The following is a 20,320-nucleotide window of genomic DNA, read 5'->3' on the forward strand; positions in this document are numbered from 1 at the left end:
TGCAAATTTAGCAATACAAAATTAGATGAGCGCAAAAAATGCCAATTTATCGGGCGAATTAAAAAAATACTTTGGGTTTTCTACTTTCAAAGGACAGCAGGAAGAGATCATCAAAAATCTCTTAAATGGAAAAGATATTTTCGTTCTAATGCCTACAGGCGGCGGTAAATCACTGTGTTACCAGCTTCCGGCTCTCATTTCAGAGGGTACTGCGATTGTCGTTTCACCACTGATTGCGCTGATGAAAAATCAGGTAGATGCAGTCAACGGATTATCTTCAGAAAGTGGGGTTGCCCATGTTCTTAATTCATCTCTAAACAAAACTCAGACCAAACAGGTTTTTGATGATATAAAAAGCGGAAGAACCAAACTGCTGTATGTAGCTCCCGAATCATTAATTAAAGAAGATTATTTGGAATTTTTCAAAGATGTGAAAATTTCGTTCTTTGCGATTGATGAAGCGCATTGTATTTCAGAATGGGGACACGATTTCCGACCTGAATACAGAAATTTAAAACAGATTATCGATAAAATTGCGGATGTTCCCGTAATTGCTTTAACGGCAACTGCAACCCCGAAAGTACAGGATGATATTCAGAAAACTTTAGGGATGACCAATGCTTTGGTTTTTAAAGAAAGTTTCAACAGAGCCAATTTGTTTTACGAAGTAAGACCAAAAGTAAATATTGATAAGGAAATCGTAAAATTCATTAATAAAAATAAAGGAAAATCGGGTATTGTTTACTGTTTAAGCCGAAGAAAAGTAGAAGAATTTGCACAGCTTCTTCAGGTAAACGGAATCAATGCGCTCCCTTATCATGCTGGTTTAGATCAAAAAGTAAGAGTTGCCAATCAGGATAAATTTCTGATGGAAGAAGCAGACGTCATTGTGGCTACAATCGCCTTCGGGATGGGAATTGATAAACCGGATGTACGTTTTGTCATTCACTACGATTTTCCTAAATCTCTTGAAAGCTATTATCAGGAAACCGGTCGTGCAGGTCGTGATGGAGGAGAAGGATATTGCCTCGCTTTCTACGATCCTAAAGATATTGAAAAACTTGAGAAATTTCTGGCCCAAAAACCTGTTTCCGAAAGAGAAATTGGTTTACAGCTTTTAAACGAAGTTGTTGGCTATGCCGAAACTTCAATGAGTAGAAGACAATATATTTTATATTATTTTGGTGAAAGCTTTGATCCTGTAAATGGCGAAGGTGCGAAAATGTGTGACAACTCATCGAATCCGCCAAAGCTGAAAGATTCAACAGAAGATCTCCGAAAGGTGCTTGAGCTTATAGAAGATACACAGGAAAAGTTTAAATCTAAAGATTTAATTTCTGTGATTACAGGTAAAGAAACTGCGGTTACAAAGTCATATAAATTAGAACAGAATCCTCATTTTGGTTTCGGTAAATCTGAAAAAGACAATTATTGGAAGTCTATTTTAAGGCAGGCTACCGTTCAGAATTTTCTGCAAAAAGATATTGAGACCTATGGAGTTTTAAAAATTGCAGAAAAAGGAAGAAAGGTTTTAAGCGGAGACTTTAAAGAACCTTTTCAGATTGCTGAAGATCGTGAATTTGACCTTTCACAAACCAAAGCTGAAAGTGATCAGGTGCAAATGCAGTCAGGTGGAGGCTTAGATCAGAATTTATTTGCTTTACTTAAAGAACTCAGAAAAAAGGTGGCTAAAAAGCACGGAATTCCGCCTTATACCGTTTTTATGGACCCGAGTTTGGAGGATATGACAGTTCAATATCCCATCACGGTTGAAGAAATTGCTAAAATATATGGGGTTGGAGAAGGAAAAGCTAAGAAATATGGTAAAGAATTTGCTGACTTTATTGCCCAATATGTTGAAGACAACAATATAGAGCGAACTCAGGACATGGTTTTGAAGCAGGTTGCCAATAAATCAAGCCATAAAGTTTTTATCATTCAGAGCACCGATAAAAAGATTGATCTTGAAGATATTGCAAAAGCGAAAAACCTTTCGATGGATGATCTTCTGAAAGAAATGGAGAGAATCGTTTATCAGGGAACGAAGTTGAATATCGACTATTACATTGAAGATAATTTTGATGAAGATATTGTAGATGGTTTCATGGAATTCATGAACGAGTCTGAAAGCGACAGTATGAAAGTTTTGCTGGATGAATTCGGTGATGAATTGTCTGATGAAGAAGTTAGAATGCTGAGAATTAAATTTATCAGCGATGTTGCCAATTAATTTTAAATCAGCTCAGAATGGAAAACCCAATTCATGAAGCGAAAAAAGAGCTTATTCAGTGGATCAAAGACATGGGTGAGCTTGAAGATATTGCAGAATTACTTGAAATCAAGAATAAAAAAACTGCTGTTGATAAAGTTGCAGAATCTCAGGCTGAGTATGCTGTAAAAGATGATTTTGATGAAAGGTTTGCGAGAGGAATGACAGGTGAAGAGCTTATGAAAAAAGTTTATACACATATTGATTTATTGCCTTGGAAAGAGAAATAGTTTTCTAATGAGGTTGAATTGTTTCTTGTAAACTTAGTCGATATTTTATATTCAAAAAATTATTTCGGCTTTAAAAGCGATGCTAAATTGTATGTAGAAGAAATTGTTTTTTTATGTAATGAATTATGATTTTCACGTAAATGGTTATAACGCTCCCGAAAATTTCAAAAAATTCGGCAAAAAGTTTATAAAATACAAAGCAAATAATACCTCTTGGTACATATTTTTTGATCAGAAAGCGAACAGATTTTTAGTAAACCATATCATAAACAACCACTCTCAAGATTTTCCTGAGTTGTTTTAAAATGATTAAATTTATCATTACAAATTTTTCAGGATGAATAAGAAAATTTCGGTCATATTTATTCTGCCGGATCTTGAAACCGGAGGTGCAGAAAGAATCGTTACCACCATAGCAAATCATCTCTCAAGAGATCGTTTTGAGCCAAAGATTTTGCTTCTTCGCAAACAGGGAGGATACCTCGGTTTTCTTAAAAATGATGTTGAAATCATAAACATTGATACCGAAAGAATCCGACATTCTTTAAAACCAATTCTCAAAGAAATTTACAGAAGAAAGCCCGATATTGTTTTTTCGGGTTTTGGAGAAGTGAATGCTTATTTATCTTTATTCATCAAGCTTTTTCCACGTACTAAATTTATTGCCAGAGAAACCAATGTGGTTTCTAAACATGTGACGAGAAAAGAAATTAAATTTTTCTATAGTTTTTACAATAATTACCAGCAGATCATTGCACAAAGTGATGATATGAAAAAAGATCTGATTGATAATTTTAATATTAAACAGGACAAGATTGTTAAAATCAACAACCCCGTAGATTTTGATTTTATTGAAGATAAACTTAGAATTTCACAAAAACCTGAATGTTTTAAACTGAACTATAAAAATGTAGTTGCAATAGGTAACTTATCGGCCAGAAAGGGCTTTGATAATCTTTTGAAAGTTTTTTCGAGGTTGAAAAACGAAAAAATCATCCTGCATATTTTAGGAGATGGCAAAGACCGTGAGATTCTTCATCAGATGAAAGATTTTTTAGGATTAAAAAATGTAATCTTTCATGGAAGACACGAGAACCCGTATCAGTTTTTGAAATTCGCAGATCTTTTTATTCTTTCCTCACGCTATGAAGGCTTTCCGAATGTTCTTTTGGAAGCTGGCGCATGCGGAACCTATTCTTTAGCCAATAATTGTCCGGGAGGGATTAATGAAATTATTCAGCATAATATAAACGGTGAAATTGCCGACATAGAAAATCATGAAGATTTCTCACAAAAAATCATGACGCTTTTGCATCGGGGTTATGATTCAGAAGCAATAAAAAATTCAATCAAATCCAGATTTTCAAAGGAGATTATTTTAGACAGGTATGAAAGGATTTTACTGGATCTGATGAGAAAGTAATCATCTTTAATTTTCTTAAATTTGAACTTCAAAAAATTTCAAAAATTATTATTTCATTCATGAAAAAACTTCCAAAATTAGGTTGTGCTTGCGAAAAACATGATTTAATTGAATCCGAATACAGAACTTCAATTGTAGGAACCGATTTTACAGAAGGTAGAAATGCTGAAGTAAATATTATTCAATGTAAACTTTGCCAGAGAATTTGGCTCAAATATTCTTTTGAATCTGAAATATCTCCGGAATTAAGCAGATGGTTTAAAGGAATTATCGCTAAAAAAGAGGTTGCAGAAATGAAACCTGAAAATTCAATAGAATATTTAGAAAACCTTCCATGGTATATTTGTGGCGGAAATTTTTTTGGAAATAGAGAAGTTTTTAGTAAAGGAAAATTGAATTTTCATATTTAGAATTTTAGTTTAGGAAAAATTATGATTTATCTTTTATAAATGAATACAAAACTTTTACTAATAATTTTCGGTTTTCTTCTTTTAATAGGATGTAAAAGTCCAAAAGAAAGAATTACAGACACTATTCTCTATGAGGATAGTATTGGCTACTGGAATTATGAATGGCCTAGAGAGAGAGCTGAAGATTATGGTTTTACTTTCAAATTTATGAAGAAAAATAAACTTCAAAAATTATCATTTAGCAAAACTAAAAATAAAAGATGGATATGGAATGATTATCCATACGATCAATCTATTTACAGATGGGGCGTTGCTGATGATTCAATTTTTACTTTTATGAATTATAATTCAAAAATAAAAATTACTAAATATAACAGCGATACAATATGGCTTAATGATAAAGAAAGACTTAGAGAAATGCTTTTGATTAAGGTAAAAGGAAATTTAAATATCCAAAAAACTGTTGAAATAAAATCTGTTGATAGAAATACGGGAGAAGAAATTGAGCCATTGGATATTTAACTTCTATCATCCAGCTTCCCTCTTCCCTCTTAAAAAAACTTGACAAAACTCACTTGGGTGCGTGGTAATTAATCAGTAAATTTGTGAGAACTAATCTTTAGATAATAAATAAATTAAAATATAAAATGAGTCAATTTGATGTTACCGTAATCGGTTCCGGTCCTGGAGGTTATGTAGCGGCTATCCGCGCTGCACAGTTGGGTTTCAAAACAGCAATTATTGAAAAATATTCTACGTTGGGCGGAACTTGTCTTAACGTTGGATGTATTCCTTCAAAAGCACTTTTAGACAGTTCTGAGCATTTCGAAAATGCAAAACATAATTTCGAAAACCACGGAATTATCATCAACGAGCCAAAGGCAGACATCGCAAGAATGATTGCGAGAAAAAACGAAGTGGTAGAGCAGACTACAAAAGGAATCAATTTTCTGATGGATAAAAACAAAATCACTGTTTTTGAAGGTCTTGGAAGCTTCGAATCTGCAACTCAAATTAAAGTGACTAAAAACGACGGTTCTTCTGAAACCATCGAATCTAAATATACGATCATCGCAACAGGTTCTAAACCATCATCTTTACCTTTTATCACTTTAGATAAAGAAAGAGTGATCACTTCTACTGAAGCTTTGAATTTAAAAGAAATTCCTAAACATTTGGTTGTCATCGGTGGAGGAGTTATCGGTCTTGAATTAGGTTCAGTTTATTTAAGACTTGGAGCTCAGGTAACAGTGGTTGAATTTATGGATAAAATTATCCCTACAATGGATGGAGCTTTAAGCAAAGAATTGACTAAAGTTCTTAAAAAACAAGGGATGAAGTTTATGCTTTCTACAGCGGTTTCAGCGGTTGAAAGAAACGGAGATTCTGTGAAAATTACTGCTAAAGATAAAAAAGGAGAAGAAGTTACTGTTGAAGGGGATTATTGTTTGGTTTCTGTAGGAAGAAGACCTTACACAGACGGTCTTGCTCTTGAAAAAGCTGGTGTTGAATTGGATGAAAGAGGAAGAATTAAAACCAATGATCATTTACAGACAAACATTGCCAATATTTATGCAATCGGAGATGTAATCAAAGGAGCAATGTTAGCTCACAAAGCTGAAGAAGAAGGGGTTTTCGTTGCTGAAACTTTGGCTGGACAAAAACCTCACATCAATTATAACCTAATTCCGGGTGTTGTTTATACTTGGCCGGAAGTTGCCGGAGTTGGTAAAACTGAAGAGCAATTGAAAGAAGAAGGTGTAGCTTACAAAATCGGAACTTTCCCGATGAGAGCTTTAGGAAGAAGCCGTGCAAGTGGTGACGTTGATGGTCTGGTAAAAATTATCGCTGACGAAAAAACGGATGAGGTTCTTGGTTTCCACATGATTGGGGCGAGAGCTGCAGATTTGGTTGCTGAAGGTGTGATGGCAATGGAATTCCGTGCAAGTGCAGAAGATATTGCAAGAAGTTCTCACGCTCATCCGACGTATGCAGAAGCTGTAAAAGAAGCTGCTTTGGATGCCACAGGAAAAAGAGCGATACATATGTAAGACTTGATTAAAGATTTAATCATTTAAATATTTAAAATCTAAGACTGCCTCAATTTGATGGCAGTCTTTTTTGTTGGTCAAAAGATTGTTTATAAATTAGTTAAAGAATAAATTTGTGGAACCATAAAAAGACAAATTTTGAAAAAAATATTATATCTAAATATTATTTTAATAATCTTAATACTTGTTGCAAATGTTGCGATATTTTATGGCATTAATTTCCCAATGCCTTTTGATTTTATAAATCATTTTACAGATTATGAAACAGAATATATCTTAATTATTTTACTAATCATCGGATTATTAGCTTATCTAATTGCATCAGTAAAAAACAAACAAAATAATTTTCTACATATTTTTTTTATACTTAATTGTCTGTTTTTAGCATTTCTTGCTTTTGAAGGAAGTTCAGAATATATAAAGAAGAAAAAAGAACTTACACTTCGTGAAATGGAATATATTAAACAAGCTAAAAAAGATATTGAAAATGATAGGGTTACCTATAAGTTTGCAGGAGGACTGGCTGTTTCTGACTATGATGAAGAAATAGAAAAGAAAATTGACGATATTTATAAAAAGTATGGTGTGACTTATTTTAATACAGGATGTATAGTAGATTTTATGGATCTCAAAGCTCAAAAAAAATACCAAGAAACTGTAAAACCTTATTTAATAAAAAGAAACGGAAAAAATTGGGAGCTGAAAATGAAATCCGAAATTGAAAAAATAAGAAACTGACTTTTGGTTTCTCTTTTTTTATCTAAATTTCCCTTGGATTCAATATTTATGACAAGGTTAAGCCGATCAATTTTAAATTTCATTTTAATTGAAATTCTCGATTTTTGGCATGAAAATAGAGCGCGAATTCATTATAAAGTGAAATCATTATGAAAAAAATATTTACAGTCTGTGCGATCTTATCCGGTCTACTATTTTTTGCGCAGGAAGCGGGAAAGGCAGGAGAGCTTTTGAAAAATGAAGCTTCAAAAAGAGAGATGGAATCTTCTACAGTTCAAAGAGAAAGTTCACGAAATAACAATTCCGGAAACTCAGGATTTAGAAACCCAAATAATCAGAAAAATCAAAACAGAAGACCGACGAATCCAAACTATCAGTGGAATCAGAATTATGGATATGCAGAAGTTTTTCTGAGAATTCCGGAACAGGGATATTTCAGTGTAGAATTGGCAGATCAGATGATTGCAAACAATTCGGGAAGATACAGATTTTTCGATCTTCCGTCGGGAAGAATTCCGATTTCAATTTATGACAACGGGTATTTAATTTACAGAACGACTTTAAATGTGAGAAATAACAGCAGAATGGTTCTGGACTTTTTTACCGATGAAGGATTATATCTTTTGGATTCTTATCCGCTTCAGAATGGATATTACGGCTTCAACAATTGGAATGATTTGTGGAATAATCCTTACGGAAATTCAGGAAATAACGGTAATGTTAATTATCCGAATGTAATGGATCATCTTACTTTCCAACAGTTTATGTCTGCGATGAAAAAAGATGCATGGTTTGATGATAAGAAAATTGCTTTCATCAATCAGCAAGGTCGTCATGCGATGTTTACTTCGGAGCAGATTGCTGTCCTGGTAAAGGATTTAAGCTTTGATAAGAATAAAATCGCTCTGGCAAAATCGTTGTTTTCAAAATGTGTTGATAAGCAAAAATATTTTGTAGTAGGAGATGCATTGGATTTTGAAAGCAGCAGAAAAGATTTATTGGATTTTATATCTAAAAATTAATTTCATGAGAAAATTAATTCCATTTTTAATGATTGTTTTTTCAGGATTAATGTTGAGTCAAAATATTGAGTTTGTAAAAAAGACCGTTCAAAGTATTAATCAGATAAAAGATTTTAAAATTAAAACAGTTCCTTATTCTTATTTTATGGATAAATCTGAGGTAACAGATAACGGAATTGAATTGAAAGGCTTCTATAAAGACGGAAAACTCAGAAAAATGGAACACTTTATGGGCTTATCTGCATGGAAAATCATTACGGAATATTTCTACTCAGAAAATGGTAAATTAATTTTTGTTTATTCAAAAAAACTTCAGACTGTTGATGAAAATGGTTATCTGGAAAAACCTCAGTTGTTATCTGAATTGAGATATTATTATCAACAAGATAAGCTCATAAAAACGGTCGGAACATTTAATGATGAAGAAAAAACCGATTATCTGAGAGAGTCTCAAAAACTCATCCAAGATTTGAAAAATTATAAATAATTAATTTTAAATCGATTCAGAAAACTCAAACTCTTCAACTCTAAAACGTTCCAACTCAAAATCCCCTAAAACTCTCCAACTTATTTTCATACCTTTGCATACTAAATTTATCATTGATGCAACTCGGAAAAACCCAGACTTTAAAAATTTCAGAAAAAAATAATTCAGGATGGATTCTTACAGACGAAACCGGCGAAAAAGCCTTTTTGTCTAAAGTTTTCGTTCAGGATGAAAAAGAAGTAGGCGAAGAAGTTGAAGTTTTCGTTTATCAGGATGATAACAAGCTGAAGGCGACAACCGAAATTCCGCTCGCTGAAGTAGGGGAATTTGCGGTGATGAATTGTGTACAAAGTCTTCCGAGCGGGGCTTTTATGGATTGGGGAATCATCAAAGATTTATTTATTCCTTACAAACGGCAAAAATCTAAAATTATCGAAGGAAAAAGATATCTGGTGTATCTTTATGTAGATGAAAATTTAGAATTGATTACCGGAACTACCAAGTTTAAAAGAAATCCACAATATGAAAACCTGCCTTTCCAAAAAGGAGATAAAGTAGATTTATTAATGATGAATGAAAGTGAATTAGGCTGGAATGTGGTGATCAATAAAAAATATATCGGTCTGATTTATTCTTCAGATGTTTACAAAAAACTGTATCCGTTGTCTGAAGAAGAAGGTTATATCAAAGAAATTCGTGAAGATGGTAAAATAGATGTTTCTCTTCAGCCTCAAGGTTTTGAAAATATTGATGAATTTAAGCAGAAAATTCTTAATAAACTAGAAGAAAACTTCGGTTTACTGCATCTTTCAGATAAATCTTCTCCTGAAGAAGTGAAAGATGAGCTTCAAATGAGTAAAAAGAATTTTAAGAAAGCAATTGGTGGGCTTTACAAAGATAAGATTATCGATATTTTGGAGGATAAAATAAGATTATTGTAAATTTATTCATAAATATAAAAAGGTCGGGCGGAAACTATGTTTCCGCCCGACCTTTTTATATTAACCATGAAATATATGACGAAAATCACATTAATTATTTTGTTTAACAATTTTGTCAAAACAATTGATTGGTTTATATTTGCACAAATTTGTTTAACAAAAATGTCAAATCAAGCAAAAAAAGACCAGACCCAGGAATTAATCAAGGAAACCACGAAGAATCTGTTCTTCGTGAAAGGTAAATTTGATGCTACAACGCAGGAAATTGCTGATGAGGCGGGTGTCAACAGAACGCTTATCAATTACTATTTCAGATCAAGAGATAATCTTGTTCAGATTGTTTTTGAAGAAGCGCAGAAAGTAGAAAGAGAAAAATCTGAGGTGATTATGAATTCAGATCTGCCTTTCAAACAAAAAATTGCACAGTTTATTGAAGAAAGCTTAGCGACAAGTCTTCAGTATCCCTATCTGGAAACGTATATCGTTTCACAAATCAATAAAGGAAATTGTCAGAAAAAAGATATTGAAGAAGATGACTTACAAAAGCTCTACAGAGATATCGAGGAAGAAATGGAATTAGGTAATATCGAAAAAATGAAACCGGTACATTTTGTACTGAATATGATCGCTTTATTGGTGTTTCCTAGTGCTATCAGACCTTTATTCATGGAGAATATGAACATTAATGATGAAGAGTTTGATAAACTGATTGCCGAGAGAAAAGATATTATTTTAAATATGCTTTTTAAGAAATAATTAATAAATCTTAAAGTAATTTAAAAATTGAATCGTCCTTAGGAATAAAAGATATAAACAAAGAAAACAAAAAAATAAACGAAGTATAAAATTATGAACAGAAAACGTATAACTGCTAAAAAGCTCAAGATTGGTGTAGCTGCAGCATTTATGATGTTGGCCTCTTCATCAGCTTATGCACAACAGCAGATCTCTCTGCAGGAAGCCATTAAACAGGCGTTGCAAAATAAAGCTGAAGCAAAAAAAGCGGCTTTACAGATTAAAAAAGCGGAATACAAAATCGATGAAGCAAGATCAGGAGCTTTACCACAGATCGGTGCAAGTGCAGGAGTTACTTACAATCCGGTTATTCAGGAGTCATTACTTGAATTCGGAGGCGAAAGAATCCGTGCTCAGTTAGGGCAGGCTTGGCAATCACAGGCTGTAGTGACTTTAAATCAGACTATTTTTGACCAAAGAGTATTTACCGGGCTTAAGGCGGCAAAATCTACCAGAGAATTTTATGTTTTAAACGCTCAGCTGACTAACGAACAGATTATTGAAAACGTTGCAACAGCATATTATCAGGTTTTTGTACAGGAAGAGAATCTTAAAACTTTAAATGTAAGCTACGCAAATACCGAAAAGGTAAGAAACGTCATTAAAAGTCTGGTAGATAATGGTCTGGCAAAAGGAATTGATCTTGACCGTACGAATGTTCAGTTAACAAATATCAGTTCAAGCAGACAGCAATTGGTGAATGCAGTAGAGCTTTCAAAAAATTCTTTGAAATTCTATATGGGAATTCCAATTGATACCCAAATTGAATTAGAGGAAAAAGCAATTGAACCTCAGCCTCAGCTTTTAGCTGACGCCGTAAATCTTGAAGGCCGTTCTGAGCTTAAAGTTTTACAAAAAAACAGAGAACTTTTGGTATTTAATAAAAAAGCGACAGAAGCATATTTATATCCTACAGTAGCTTTGCAGGCAAACTACGGTTGGGCCGGGATGGGTAAAAAATTCCCGCTTACCAATGGCCTGAATAACGGAGTTCTTTGGAGTGATTATTCAGCAATTGGTTTGAATATAAACATTCCGATTTTTACCGGAGGTTCTACAAAATCTAAAATTGCTCAGGCGGAAATCGATATTCAGGATTTAGATCAGGATATTCAGAATACAGAACTTCAGCTTAGCCTTGAATATAAAAATGCGGTGACCAATATTGAAAATTCATTAATTAATATTGAAAGCATGAAGAACAACGTAACGCTTGCTGAAAAAGTACAGAAAGATACTCAGTCTAATTATCAGTACGGTTTAGCGACGCTTACAGAAGTTTTAGATTCTGAAAATGCTTTGACGGATGCAAAACAGAATTATACAACAGCATTATTAGATTACAAGCAGGCTGAAATTAAATTAATAAAAGCTAAAGGAGAACTCAATACTTTACAAAACCCATAGGAACATGAAAAAAACTTTAATATATATCATCGTAGCGGCTGTACTTGTTGGTTTGGCAGCATGGAAAATTGCCGATAACAAAAAGAAGCAGGAAACCGAAGTAAAAGAAGTAGCAAAACAGGTTGACAAAATCAACGTAAACGTGATTACGGTTTCAAGAGAAAATATCGACACCGATTATACGGCGAACGGAACTTTCATTCCGAAGCAGGAATCTAATCAGTCTTCTGAAATTTCAGGACGTATCGTAAGCGTTTTGGTGAAAGAAGGCTCAAGAGTAGGAGCCGGGCAGGTATTGGCTACCATTAAAAAAGATGCGATCGAAGTTGATGTTACCCAAGCTCAGAATAATTTGCAGAATGCAATTATCGACAATCAGCGTTACGAAAATGCCTTTAAAACAGGTGGTGTTACAAAACAGCAATTAGATAATTCAAGATTACAATTAAAAAATGCTCAGGCTGCAGTGAGAGCTCAGGGTGTAAAAGTAAATGATACAAGCATCAGAGCGGGAATCAGCGGAATTATCAACAAAAAAATGGTAGAACCGGGAATGGTAGTTTCTCCGGGAACAGCTTTATTCGAAATTGTTAATATTAATAGTTTAAAGCTTTCTGTTTTAGTGGATGAAAGCCAGATCGGAAGAATCCAGTTAGGCCAGGAAGTGGCAATTAATGTAAATGTTTTACCTGATGAATCTTTCACAGGAAGAATTACATTTATCGCACCTAAAAGTGATGCTTCTTTAAATTTCCCTGTTGAAATTGAAGTTCAGAACAGAGGAAACTTAAAAGCAGGGATGTATGCTACAGCGACATTTAAAACCAATCATGGTGCAGAAACTCAGAATATGTTAACCGTACCTGCAGAAGCTTTCGTAAACGGAGTGAGCTCAGGTCAGTTATTTGTAGTGAATAATGGAACTGCTAAAATGATTAAAGTTCAAACCGGAAAGGTTTATGGCGATAAAGTTCAAATCCTAAGCGGATTAAACGGTGGTGAACAAGTCATTACAAGCGGGCAAATCAACCTTGATAACGGTTCAAAAATCAATATCGTAAAGTAACAGAAGATGAAGTTAGCAGAAATATCCATTAAAAGGCCGTCCCTTGTCATCGTATTATTTACGATTCTGACATTGGGAGGTTTATTAAGCTACTCCATGATGGGGTACGAGTTGATTCCGAAGTTTGAAACCAACATGGTAACCATTTCTACGGTATATCCGGGAGCTTCACCTTCTGAGGTGGAAACTTCAGTAACCCGAAAGATTGAAGATGCCGTTGGTTCTTTGGAAAACGTAAAAAAAGTAGAATCTTCATCTTACGAGAGTTTATCGGTAATTATGGTTCAGCTGAACACGGGAGCCGATGTAAATTACGCTTTGAATGATGCACAGAGAAAGGTAAATGCTATTTTGGCAGACCTTCCTGAAGATGCAGATCCGCCGTCGTTACAGAAATTTTCATTGGATGATCTACCGATCATGACATTGAGTATTTCAAGTGATAAATTGAATAATAAAGAACTTTACGATCTTTTAGACAAGAAAATCGAGCCCATTTTTTCCCGTGTAAATGGTGTGGCTCAGGTTGATCTTGTTGGTGGACAGGAAAGAGAAATTCAGGTAAATTTAGATGAAAAGAAAATGCAGGGTTACGGCATCGCAATCGCAGATGTGCAACAGGCAATTCTTTCTTCAAACCTAGATTTCCCGACGGGAGCTTTGAAGACGAGAACGTCAAGATCTACAATCAGACTTTCCGGAAAGTATAGAAACGTACAGGAAATGAATAATCTTGTGGTTTCAAATAAAAACGGAGCTCAGGTTAGACTTTCAGATATCGCTACAGTTTTCGATACACAAAAAGATGTTGAGAAAATTGCAAGATACAATCAGTTACCAACTATTTTGCTTCAGGTTAAAAAACAGTCTGATGCAAACGCAGTATCGGTTTCTGAGTTAGTTCAAAAGACTATTGCTCAGGTTCAGGACAATTATAAAACGCAGGGTGTTAAAATCAACATTGTTGATGATACAACAGATTTTACGCTTGAAGCGGCTGACCACGTAATTTTCGACTTATTCTTGGCGATTATTCTGGTAGCGGTAGTAATGTTGTTATTCCTTCACAACATCAGAAACGCATTTATCGTAATGGTTTCGATCCCGATGTCTTTGATTGCAACGGTAATCGGAATGTATTTGATGGGATATACCCTAAACTTAATGAGTTTACTAGGACTTTCATTGGTTGTAGGTATCCTGGTGGATGACGCGATTGTGGTATTGGAGAACGTTTACCGTCACATGGAGATGGGAAAAAGCAGAATTCGCGCGGCATACGACGGAGCTTCTGAGATCGGATTTACGGTAACGGCTATTACTTTGGTAATCGTGGTGGTATTCTTACCAATTGCGATGAGTTCAGGTTTGGTATCTGATATCTTGGCGCAGTTCTGTGTGACTGTAGTTATTGCAACAATGTTATCGTTATTAGCTTCATTTACCATCATTCCTTGGTTATCTTCAAGATATGGTAAATTGGTACACCTTTCAGGTAAAAATCCTTTTGAGAAATTTATCCTTTGGTTTGAAAAGCAATTAGAGAAATTCACACACTGGATTACCGGAATTTTGGAGTGGGCGTTAAAAACAACTTTAAGAAGAATTATGACGGTGGTAGTCACTTTCATTATTTTGATTTCTTCATTTATGTTGGTGGCATTCGGATTTATCGGAGGTGAATTCTTCCCTAAAATGGACAGAGGACAGTTCCTTGTTCAGATGGAGTTATCAAAAGATGCTTCTGTAGAAAAAACAAACCAGGTAACATTGGCCGTTGAAAAATATCTGAGAGAAGACAAAGATGTGGTTGATATGATTACAACAGTTGGTCAGCAGTCATCAGGTTTTGGTGGGGCACAGGCTACATTGTATCAATCTGAAATTCAGGTAATCTTGGTTGATAAATCTGAGCGTAATGAAAGTACAGATATTAAATCTGCTAAAATCAAGAGAGCTTTAGAAGAAAAATTCACCGGAGTTGAGTTCAAAACAGCACCAATCGGATTAATGGGAGCAGATAATGCCCCAATTGAAATGGTAGTAACGGCTCAGGATAACGAAACGGCAAACAAAGAAGCTAACAGAATTCTTGAATTGCTTAAAAAAGTTCCGGGTTCTGTAGATGCTGAACTATCAACCGATTCTGGAAATCCGGAAGTTCAGGTGAATATTGACAGAGATAAAATGGCTTCTTTAGGCTTGAATCTTTCTAGTGTAGGACAAACGATGCAAACGGCATTCAGTGGAAATACAGACGGAAAATTCAGAGCGGGAGAGTACGAATATGACATCAACATCCGTTTCGGAGATGCGAACAGACAATCGATTGAAGATGTAAGAAACCTGATGTTTACAAATCCTCAGGGCGAACAGATCAGATTAAGCCAGTTTGCTGAGGTAAAAATGGGTTCAGGACCAAGTTTGCTGGAACGTAGAGATAAAGCACCTTCTGTAAAGGTAAAATCTAAAGTGGTTGGTCGTCCGGTTGGAGATGTTGCTAACGAATGGGCGGCTCAGTTCATGGATAATGAAAAAACAAAACCAGCAGGCGTAAGCTACATTTGGAGTGGTGATATGGAAAACCAGACCGAAGGTTTCGGTACATTAGGAATCGCTTTATTAGCGGCTATTGTATTGGTTTATCTGGTAATGGTTTCACTGTATGACTCGTTTGTGTATCCGTTTGTGGTATTATTCTCCATTCCGTTGGCATTGATCGGGGTAATGGTAATCCTGGCAATTACAGGAAATTCATTGAATATCTTTACGATGTTGGGGATGATTATGTTGATTGGTTTGGTAGCAAAGAACGCAATTATGATTGTCGACTTTGCCAATATGAGAAAAGCGGCAGGAGCAAACACTCACGATGCTTTGATTCAGGCGAACCATGCTCGTCTTCGTCCGATCCTGATGACAACGATTGCGATGATCTTCGGGATGATCCCGATTGCAATTGCAAAAGGAGCAGGAGCAGAAATGAACAACGGATTGGCTTGGGTAATTATCGGTGGTTTGACCTCATCATTATTCCTTACCTTGATTATCGTACCGGTAGTATATTCATTGTTTGACTCTATTCTAAGAAGAATGGGTAAACATGAAAAAGTAGACTATGAAGCTGAAATGAAAGCCGATTACGAACACAGAGAACTAAGTGAGGACGGATTTACTCCGAAACACGTAGACTAAAATATAACAACCTTTAATTAACCGAAAAACCGTATCAGCAATGATGCGGTTTTTTTTTGTGTCATTTGCGAGGAGTGCAGCGACGAAGCAATCTCAAAATATATGCGTTATGATTATCATTCAGAATGAGTTTAAGAAGCGCTTAGTTTATAACAAAGGCGCAGAGATTTTAACATGTATCTGCTTTAGACAAAAGAAAATCAAATATTTTCAAAAACTTAGCTATAATAATTTTTATCGCAGATAAAATCTTTGCGCCTTAAGATAATTGATATTTTAAACATTTTCGCGCCTTTGCGTTTAACTAAAAACAAAAAAGCTTCCAAAATAACCTGAAAGCTTTAAAACATAATTCAGATAAAGTCTCAATGGGACGACCTTCTAAAGAATAGGATTTACATCGTATTATCCATCAACGAGCAATCATCACTCATAAAAAAAATCAGATTTTCTCTGAAAAATTCAGCAAAAACCTGACTTTAGAAACAAACTATATAAAAATATTTTCTTTTAGACTGAAATAAAAACTATCTCAAGCTAATTACCTTATTAAAAATTTTGCCGTTTTCTTCTACACTGATAACGTAATGATCGGCTGTTTTTTTACTCAGATCAAAATTGATACTAAGTTCTCCATTATCTGAAGATTTTGTTTCATTATAATAAATAGTGTTATCAAAATCTGAGACCGTAATTTTTGCATCCCCCTTTAGTCCTGATAAAAGTAATTTTACTTTATTACCATCCACTAAAAATTCTGGTTTAATGACTTCCGATACAGGTGTTTTTTCAATCATCACTTTTTTATCAGAAGCTACAGTGATTTTATACTTTTCGATTTTTTGTTGTGATTCAAGAACCAGATAATAAACTCCCGAATCAAGATCTTTAAAATTATAAAATTTGTTTACAGAGCTCGAATTATCAAACGTTTCGGAGAACAGTTCTCCGTAAAAATCATTGTAAACAGCTACCGATACATTTTTTGCATTCGACAGTTCAAAGCTTACGGTTTCTGCTTCAGTTTTTCCAAATGAAAGAGAAAAGTCTTTTTCTTTACTCATTGCAGTTGATGAGACAGATAAGAAACCGATCAATAATGCTGATTGAAATACCTTTTTCATAATATTAAATTTTTCATTTGTTAATACTGCAAAATTAGATCAAACCTTAACTCAATTCTACTATACAATTTTCACATTTATGTTCTATTTTAACCTTTAAGTTAATTTAATGAATATTATTTGTTAATTTTGTATAGAATATAAGAATTGGAGTATGAAACATTCTAACCCGGCGTTTGAAGCAGTGAAACCCAATCTGGGAAGCAGTTTTACAAGTCTGAAGTTTTTAAAAAATGAAAACATTAAATCTCACGTTTGGCATTATCATCCTGAAATTGAGCTGATTTTTGTTTGTGGAGGTTCAGGAAAAAGGCAAATAGGAAGTAATATTTCTTACTTCTCAGATGGAGATTTGGTTTTAATGGGAACCAATCTTCCACATTGTGGAATGACCAATGAAAATACCAACAACGAATATGAAATGGTTATACAGTTTAAACCGGATTTTTTAGGCCAAGAGATTTGGGCTTTACCCGAAATGCAGAAGATATCGGTTTTACTCGAAAAAGCAAAAGCTGGAATTGTATTTTCCGAAAAAATAAAGAAACAAGTAGGAGAGAAAATTGTTGAAATGCATCACTCGGACTCATTTTCAAAGCTGATGAAATTTTTGAGCATTCTGGATGAACTTGCCTCTACGAATGAATACAGAATTTTAAATGCCGGAAAATACTATTTACAAACTCAGATGGAGGATAATGAGCGAATCAATCATATTTTTAATTATGTAAAAGACCATTTTAAAGCACAGATTACGTTGGATGAAATGGCAGATTTATCGAGCATGAAAGTACCATCATTTTGCCGTTATTTTAAAAAAATTACCAATAAAACCTTTACTCAGTTTGTCAATGAATATAGGATTACACACTCCCTAAAACTTCTTGCTGAACAGCCGCTAAGCATTACAGAAGTCTGCTTTGAATCAGGTTTTAATAACTTCAGTTATTTTAATAAAACGTTTAAAGAGTTTACGGGTAAAAGCCCTTCTCAATACAGAAAAGAATTTAATTATTTAATTGAATAAACACAAAGTAAAGCTTCAAGAAAACTTAAATTTTCACGGGTTGTCATTTTGAGCGAAACAGAGTAGAGTCGAAAAAATCTCATTTCTAAATTTTAAAAGATTCTTCATTTCATAATGCTTCGTAAAATTCCATTTAGAATGACAAAAGAACTTTTGAATTCATTTCTGTCTTAATAAAATTTAAAATACAACGAAGAAATTATAACAGAAACCCCAACAACCTTTCAAATTTTAACCCCTATATTTGTATAAGGTTTAACGATTAAGAAGAAGAAAAACAAAATTTTATGAAGAATATTAAGCTGATTGTAACCGATATGGACGGAACCTTCCTGAACTCAAAATACGAAGTAAGCCCGGATTTTCCTGAGGTATATGAAGAACTGAAAAAAAGGAATATTCTTTTTGTTCCTGCCAGTGGAAGACAGATGTCAGGAATCACCCAATATTTTGGAGATATCGAAAATGAAATAGGTTTTATTGCAGAAAACGGAGGATATGTTGTCTATAAAAATGAAGAAGTTTTTGCGGATAAATTAAGTCAGAAATCTATTGCGGATATCATTCAGGCAGTGAGGGAGATTCCCGGTGCAAGAGCTGTTTTAAGCGCAAAAGGTAGCTCATATTACGAAAGTGATGATCAGGATTTCGTCGATTATTTTTCTAAGTATTATATTAAGAATGAGAAAAAAGAAGACCTTGCAGTGGAAGTTGACGATTCGGTCTTTAAAATTGCAATTTATCATCCGGTAAGTTCCGAAGAGTTTTTATATCCCGCTTTGAAAAGATTTGAAAATGAAGATTTGGTTGTGGTAGTTTCAGGAAAAAACTGGGTGGATATTATGAATAAGAATACCAACAAAGGAAACGCCATTGAGAAACTGCAGAAATCGCTGAATATTCTCCCCGAACAAACAATGGCTTTCGGAGATTATCTGAATGATATTGAAATGCTTAAAAATGCCCATTATTCTTACGCCATGAAAAATGCACATCCTTCAGTAAAAGAAGCCGCAAAGTTTGAAGCGTGCTCCAACGATAGTTTTGGCGTTCTGGAAACCATAAAAACTTATCTCAACGGAGATTAATTTCCAATTACAAACACATAAACCGCATCAGTAATGATGCGGTTTTCTTAATGTCAATTGCGAACTGACTGAAGATCTGCGAATGTAATTTATTAAACGCAAAGGCACAAACTTTTTATTTTTATGCAGTTTTTAAGACGCAAGAAAATCAAAGGTTTTCAGCAATTTCAATAATGAATTTTATCACAGATAAATCGTAGCGCCTTAAAAACAGTTGCCATTAAAAAATATCTTTGCGCCTTTGTGTTTAACCAAAAAATAAAAAAGCTTCCAGAATCATCTGAAAGCTTTGTATATTATAATCTGAAAAAATTAGTCTGCCATTGCCTCACCGGACTTTCTGTAGACAAAACTTCCATAGATATGCCTTCTTGCAAAACGACTCGGAGAATCAGAATTTACCATTTTGATGTAAGTGTTTTTCGGAACACCAATATATTCGTACATATTTCCGTTCAAATGTTGAACTGTAAGAACTGATTTTTCCAGATAAAAATCCTGGATATTAGATTTGGTAATCGTTTCCGTATATTCTTCTTTATATCTTTCCTGTGTTTCAGGATTAATGCTCACCAAAAAATGATAGGCTTCAATCACAGACTTGCTTTTTTCTTCCGCTTCCTGTTTTCCCGCTTCATTATTGATGAATTTATCAGGATGCGTATCTTTCATCACGTTTCTGTAAATTGTTTTTAATTCCTTCAACGTAACGTTTTTATCTACTTCAAGAAGCTTTCTGTAATCGCCTATTTTTTTCATAATGGATAATCCTTATTTTCGGGGTGCAAAATTAAGGTTTTATTTTTGAAAATCGTAAGTTTTTGATTATTAATTTGTTTTGTTTCAAAAATTAATAACTTATCTTAAAACTCGAAAAAGATAAGTTCCAGAATTTAAGCTGTTTTTTTATTTCATATAGATGTCTAGACCTGAAATAACGATACACAAAAAAGAATCGTTATGAAAGAACCATTAGAATCGCTTTATGTAAAGCGTACACAGAAAGATTACAGTTTAAGTTTGAAACTTCAGATTGTAAAAGAAATT

The 20,320-nt window shown here is 34.1% G+C and carries 18 protein-coding genes; 16 read left to right on the forward strand and 2 right to left on the reverse strand.

What is annotated here, in order from left to right:
• Window positions 1-25: 25 nt before the first annotated feature.
• The 14 genes from recQ (at window position 26) to ACR1PN_RS14440 (ending at window position 16,034) form a co-directional block, all read left to right on the forward strand.
• Window positions 26-2,230 (forward strand): DNA helicase RecQ, encoded by a 2,205-nt coding sequence (gene recQ, locus ACR1PN_RS14375; protein WP_433980594.1) that lies wholly within the window; start codon window positions 26-28, stop codon window positions 2,228-2,230.
• Between the two features lie 17 nt (window positions 2,231-2,247).
• Window positions 2,248-2,499 carry a hypothetical protein gene (locus tag ACR1PN_RS14380; protein WP_433980595.1) on the forward strand — a complete coding sequence of 84 codons (252 nt, stop codon included), beginning with the start codon at window positions 2,248-2,250 and terminating at the stop codon, window positions 2,497-2,499.
• Between the two features lie 337 nt (window positions 2,500-2,836).
• A complete protein-coding gene (locus ACR1PN_RS14385; RefSeq protein ID WP_433980596.1) occupies window positions 2,837-3,922 on the forward strand; it encodes a glycosyltransferase in 1,086 nt (361 codons plus the stop codon).
• Window positions 3,923-3,981: 59 nt separating this feature from the next.
• Entirely contained in the window at window positions 3,982-4,332 is a 351-nt protein-coding gene (locus tag ACR1PN_RS14390; protein WP_433980597.1) for a hypothetical protein, read from the forward strand.
• Window positions 4,333-4,371: 39 nt separating this feature from the next.
• Window positions 4,372-4,854, forward strand: a complete 483-nt coding sequence (locus ACR1PN_RS14395) for a hypothetical protein (RefSeq protein ID WP_433980598.1) — start codon at window positions 4,372-4,374, stop codon at window positions 4,852-4,854.
• A 125-nt stretch (window positions 4,855-4,979) separates the two neighbouring features.
• Window positions 4,980-6,383, forward strand: a complete 1,404-nt coding sequence (lpdA, locus tag ACR1PN_RS14400; protein ID WP_378178427.1) for a dihydrolipoyl dehydrogenase — start codon at window positions 4,980-4,982, stop codon at window positions 6,381-6,383.
• 138 nt (window positions 6,384-6,521) lie between these two features.
• Window positions 6,522-7,121 carry a hypothetical protein gene (locus ACR1PN_RS14405; RefSeq protein WP_433980599.1) on the forward strand — a complete coding sequence of 200 codons (600 nt, stop codon included), beginning with the start codon at window positions 6,522-6,524 and terminating at the stop codon, window positions 7,119-7,121.
• A 149-nt stretch (window positions 7,122-7,270) separates the two neighbouring features.
• Complete coding sequence (locus tag ACR1PN_RS14410) at window positions 7,271-8,143, forward strand: DUF4476 domain-containing protein (RefSeq protein ID WP_433980600.1); 873 nt, start codon at window positions 7,271-7,273, stop codon at window positions 8,141-8,143.
• Between the two features lie 4 nt (window positions 8,144-8,147).
• On the forward strand, window positions 8,148-8,630 hold the full coding sequence (locus ACR1PN_RS14415; RefSeq protein ID WP_433980601.1) for a hypothetical protein: 483 nt from the start codon (window positions 8,148-8,150) through the stop codon (window positions 8,628-8,630).
• Between the two features lie 116 nt (window positions 8,631-8,746).
• Window positions 8,747-9,571, forward strand: coding sequence for a CvfB family protein (locus ACR1PN_RS14420; protein ID WP_433980602.1), 825 nt, complete (start codon window positions 8,747-8,749; stop codon window positions 9,569-9,571).
• A gap of 162 nt (window positions 9,572-9,733) precedes the next feature.
• Complete coding sequence (locus ACR1PN_RS14425; RefSeq protein ID WP_378178412.1) at window positions 9,734-10,327, forward strand: TetR/AcrR family transcriptional regulator; 594 nt, start codon at window positions 9,734-9,736, stop codon at window positions 10,325-10,327.
• A gap of 93 nt (window positions 10,328-10,420) precedes the next feature.
• Window positions 10,421-11,773, forward strand: coding sequence for a TolC family protein (locus ACR1PN_RS14430; RefSeq protein ID WP_378178409.1), 1,353 nt, complete (start codon window positions 10,421-10,423; stop codon window positions 11,771-11,773).
• A gap of 4 nt (window positions 11,774-11,777) precedes the next feature.
• Window positions 11,778-12,839 (forward strand): efflux RND transporter periplasmic adaptor subunit, encoded by a 1,062-nt coding sequence (locus ACR1PN_RS14435; protein ID WP_433980603.1) that lies wholly within the window; start codon window positions 11,778-11,780, stop codon window positions 12,837-12,839.
• Between the two features lie 6 nt (window positions 12,840-12,845).
• On the forward strand, window positions 12,846-16,034 hold the full coding sequence (locus ACR1PN_RS14440) for an efflux RND transporter permease subunit (protein ID WP_378178403.1): 3,189 nt from the start codon (window positions 12,846-12,848) through the stop codon (window positions 16,032-16,034).
• Window positions 16,035-16,561: 527 nt separating this feature from the next.
• Here ACR1PN_RS14440 and ACR1PN_RS14445 read toward each other — a convergent pair.
• Complete coding sequence (locus tag ACR1PN_RS14445; RefSeq protein ID WP_433980604.1) at window positions 16,562-17,158, reverse strand: hypothetical protein; 597 nt, start codon at window positions 17,156-17,158, stop codon at window positions 16,562-16,564.
• Between the two features lie 154 nt (window positions 17,159-17,312).
• Between ACR1PN_RS14445 and ACR1PN_RS14450 the strand changes: the two genes are divergently transcribed.
• Window positions 17,313-18,185: an AraC family transcriptional regulator gene (locus ACR1PN_RS14450; RefSeq protein WP_433980605.1), complete on the forward strand. Its 873-nt coding sequence runs from the start codon at window positions 17,313-17,315 to the stop codon at window positions 18,183-18,185.
• Window positions 18,186-18,472: 287 nt separating this feature from the next.
• Window positions 18,473-19,273, forward strand: coding sequence for a Cof-type HAD-IIB family hydrolase (locus tag ACR1PN_RS14455; protein ID WP_433980606.1), 801 nt, complete (start codon window positions 18,473-18,475; stop codon window positions 19,271-19,273).
• A gap of 312 nt (window positions 19,274-19,585) precedes the next feature.
• Here the strand turns inward: ACR1PN_RS14455 and ACR1PN_RS14460 are convergent, their stop codons facing one another.
• Window positions 19,586-20,032 carry a KTSC domain-containing protein gene (locus tag ACR1PN_RS14460; RefSeq protein ID WP_433980607.1) on the reverse strand — a complete coding sequence of 149 codons (447 nt, stop codon included), beginning with the start codon at window positions 20,030-20,032 and terminating at the stop codon, window positions 19,586-19,588.
• Window positions 20,033-20,320: the final 288 nt, after the last annotated feature.

The sequence above is a fragment of the Chryseobacterium sp. RLHN22 genome, assembly GCF_051011795.1.
Classification (GTDB): domain Bacteria; phylum Bacteroidota; class Bacteroidia; order Flavobacteriales; family Weeksellaceae; genus Chryseobacterium; species Chryseobacterium zhengzhouense.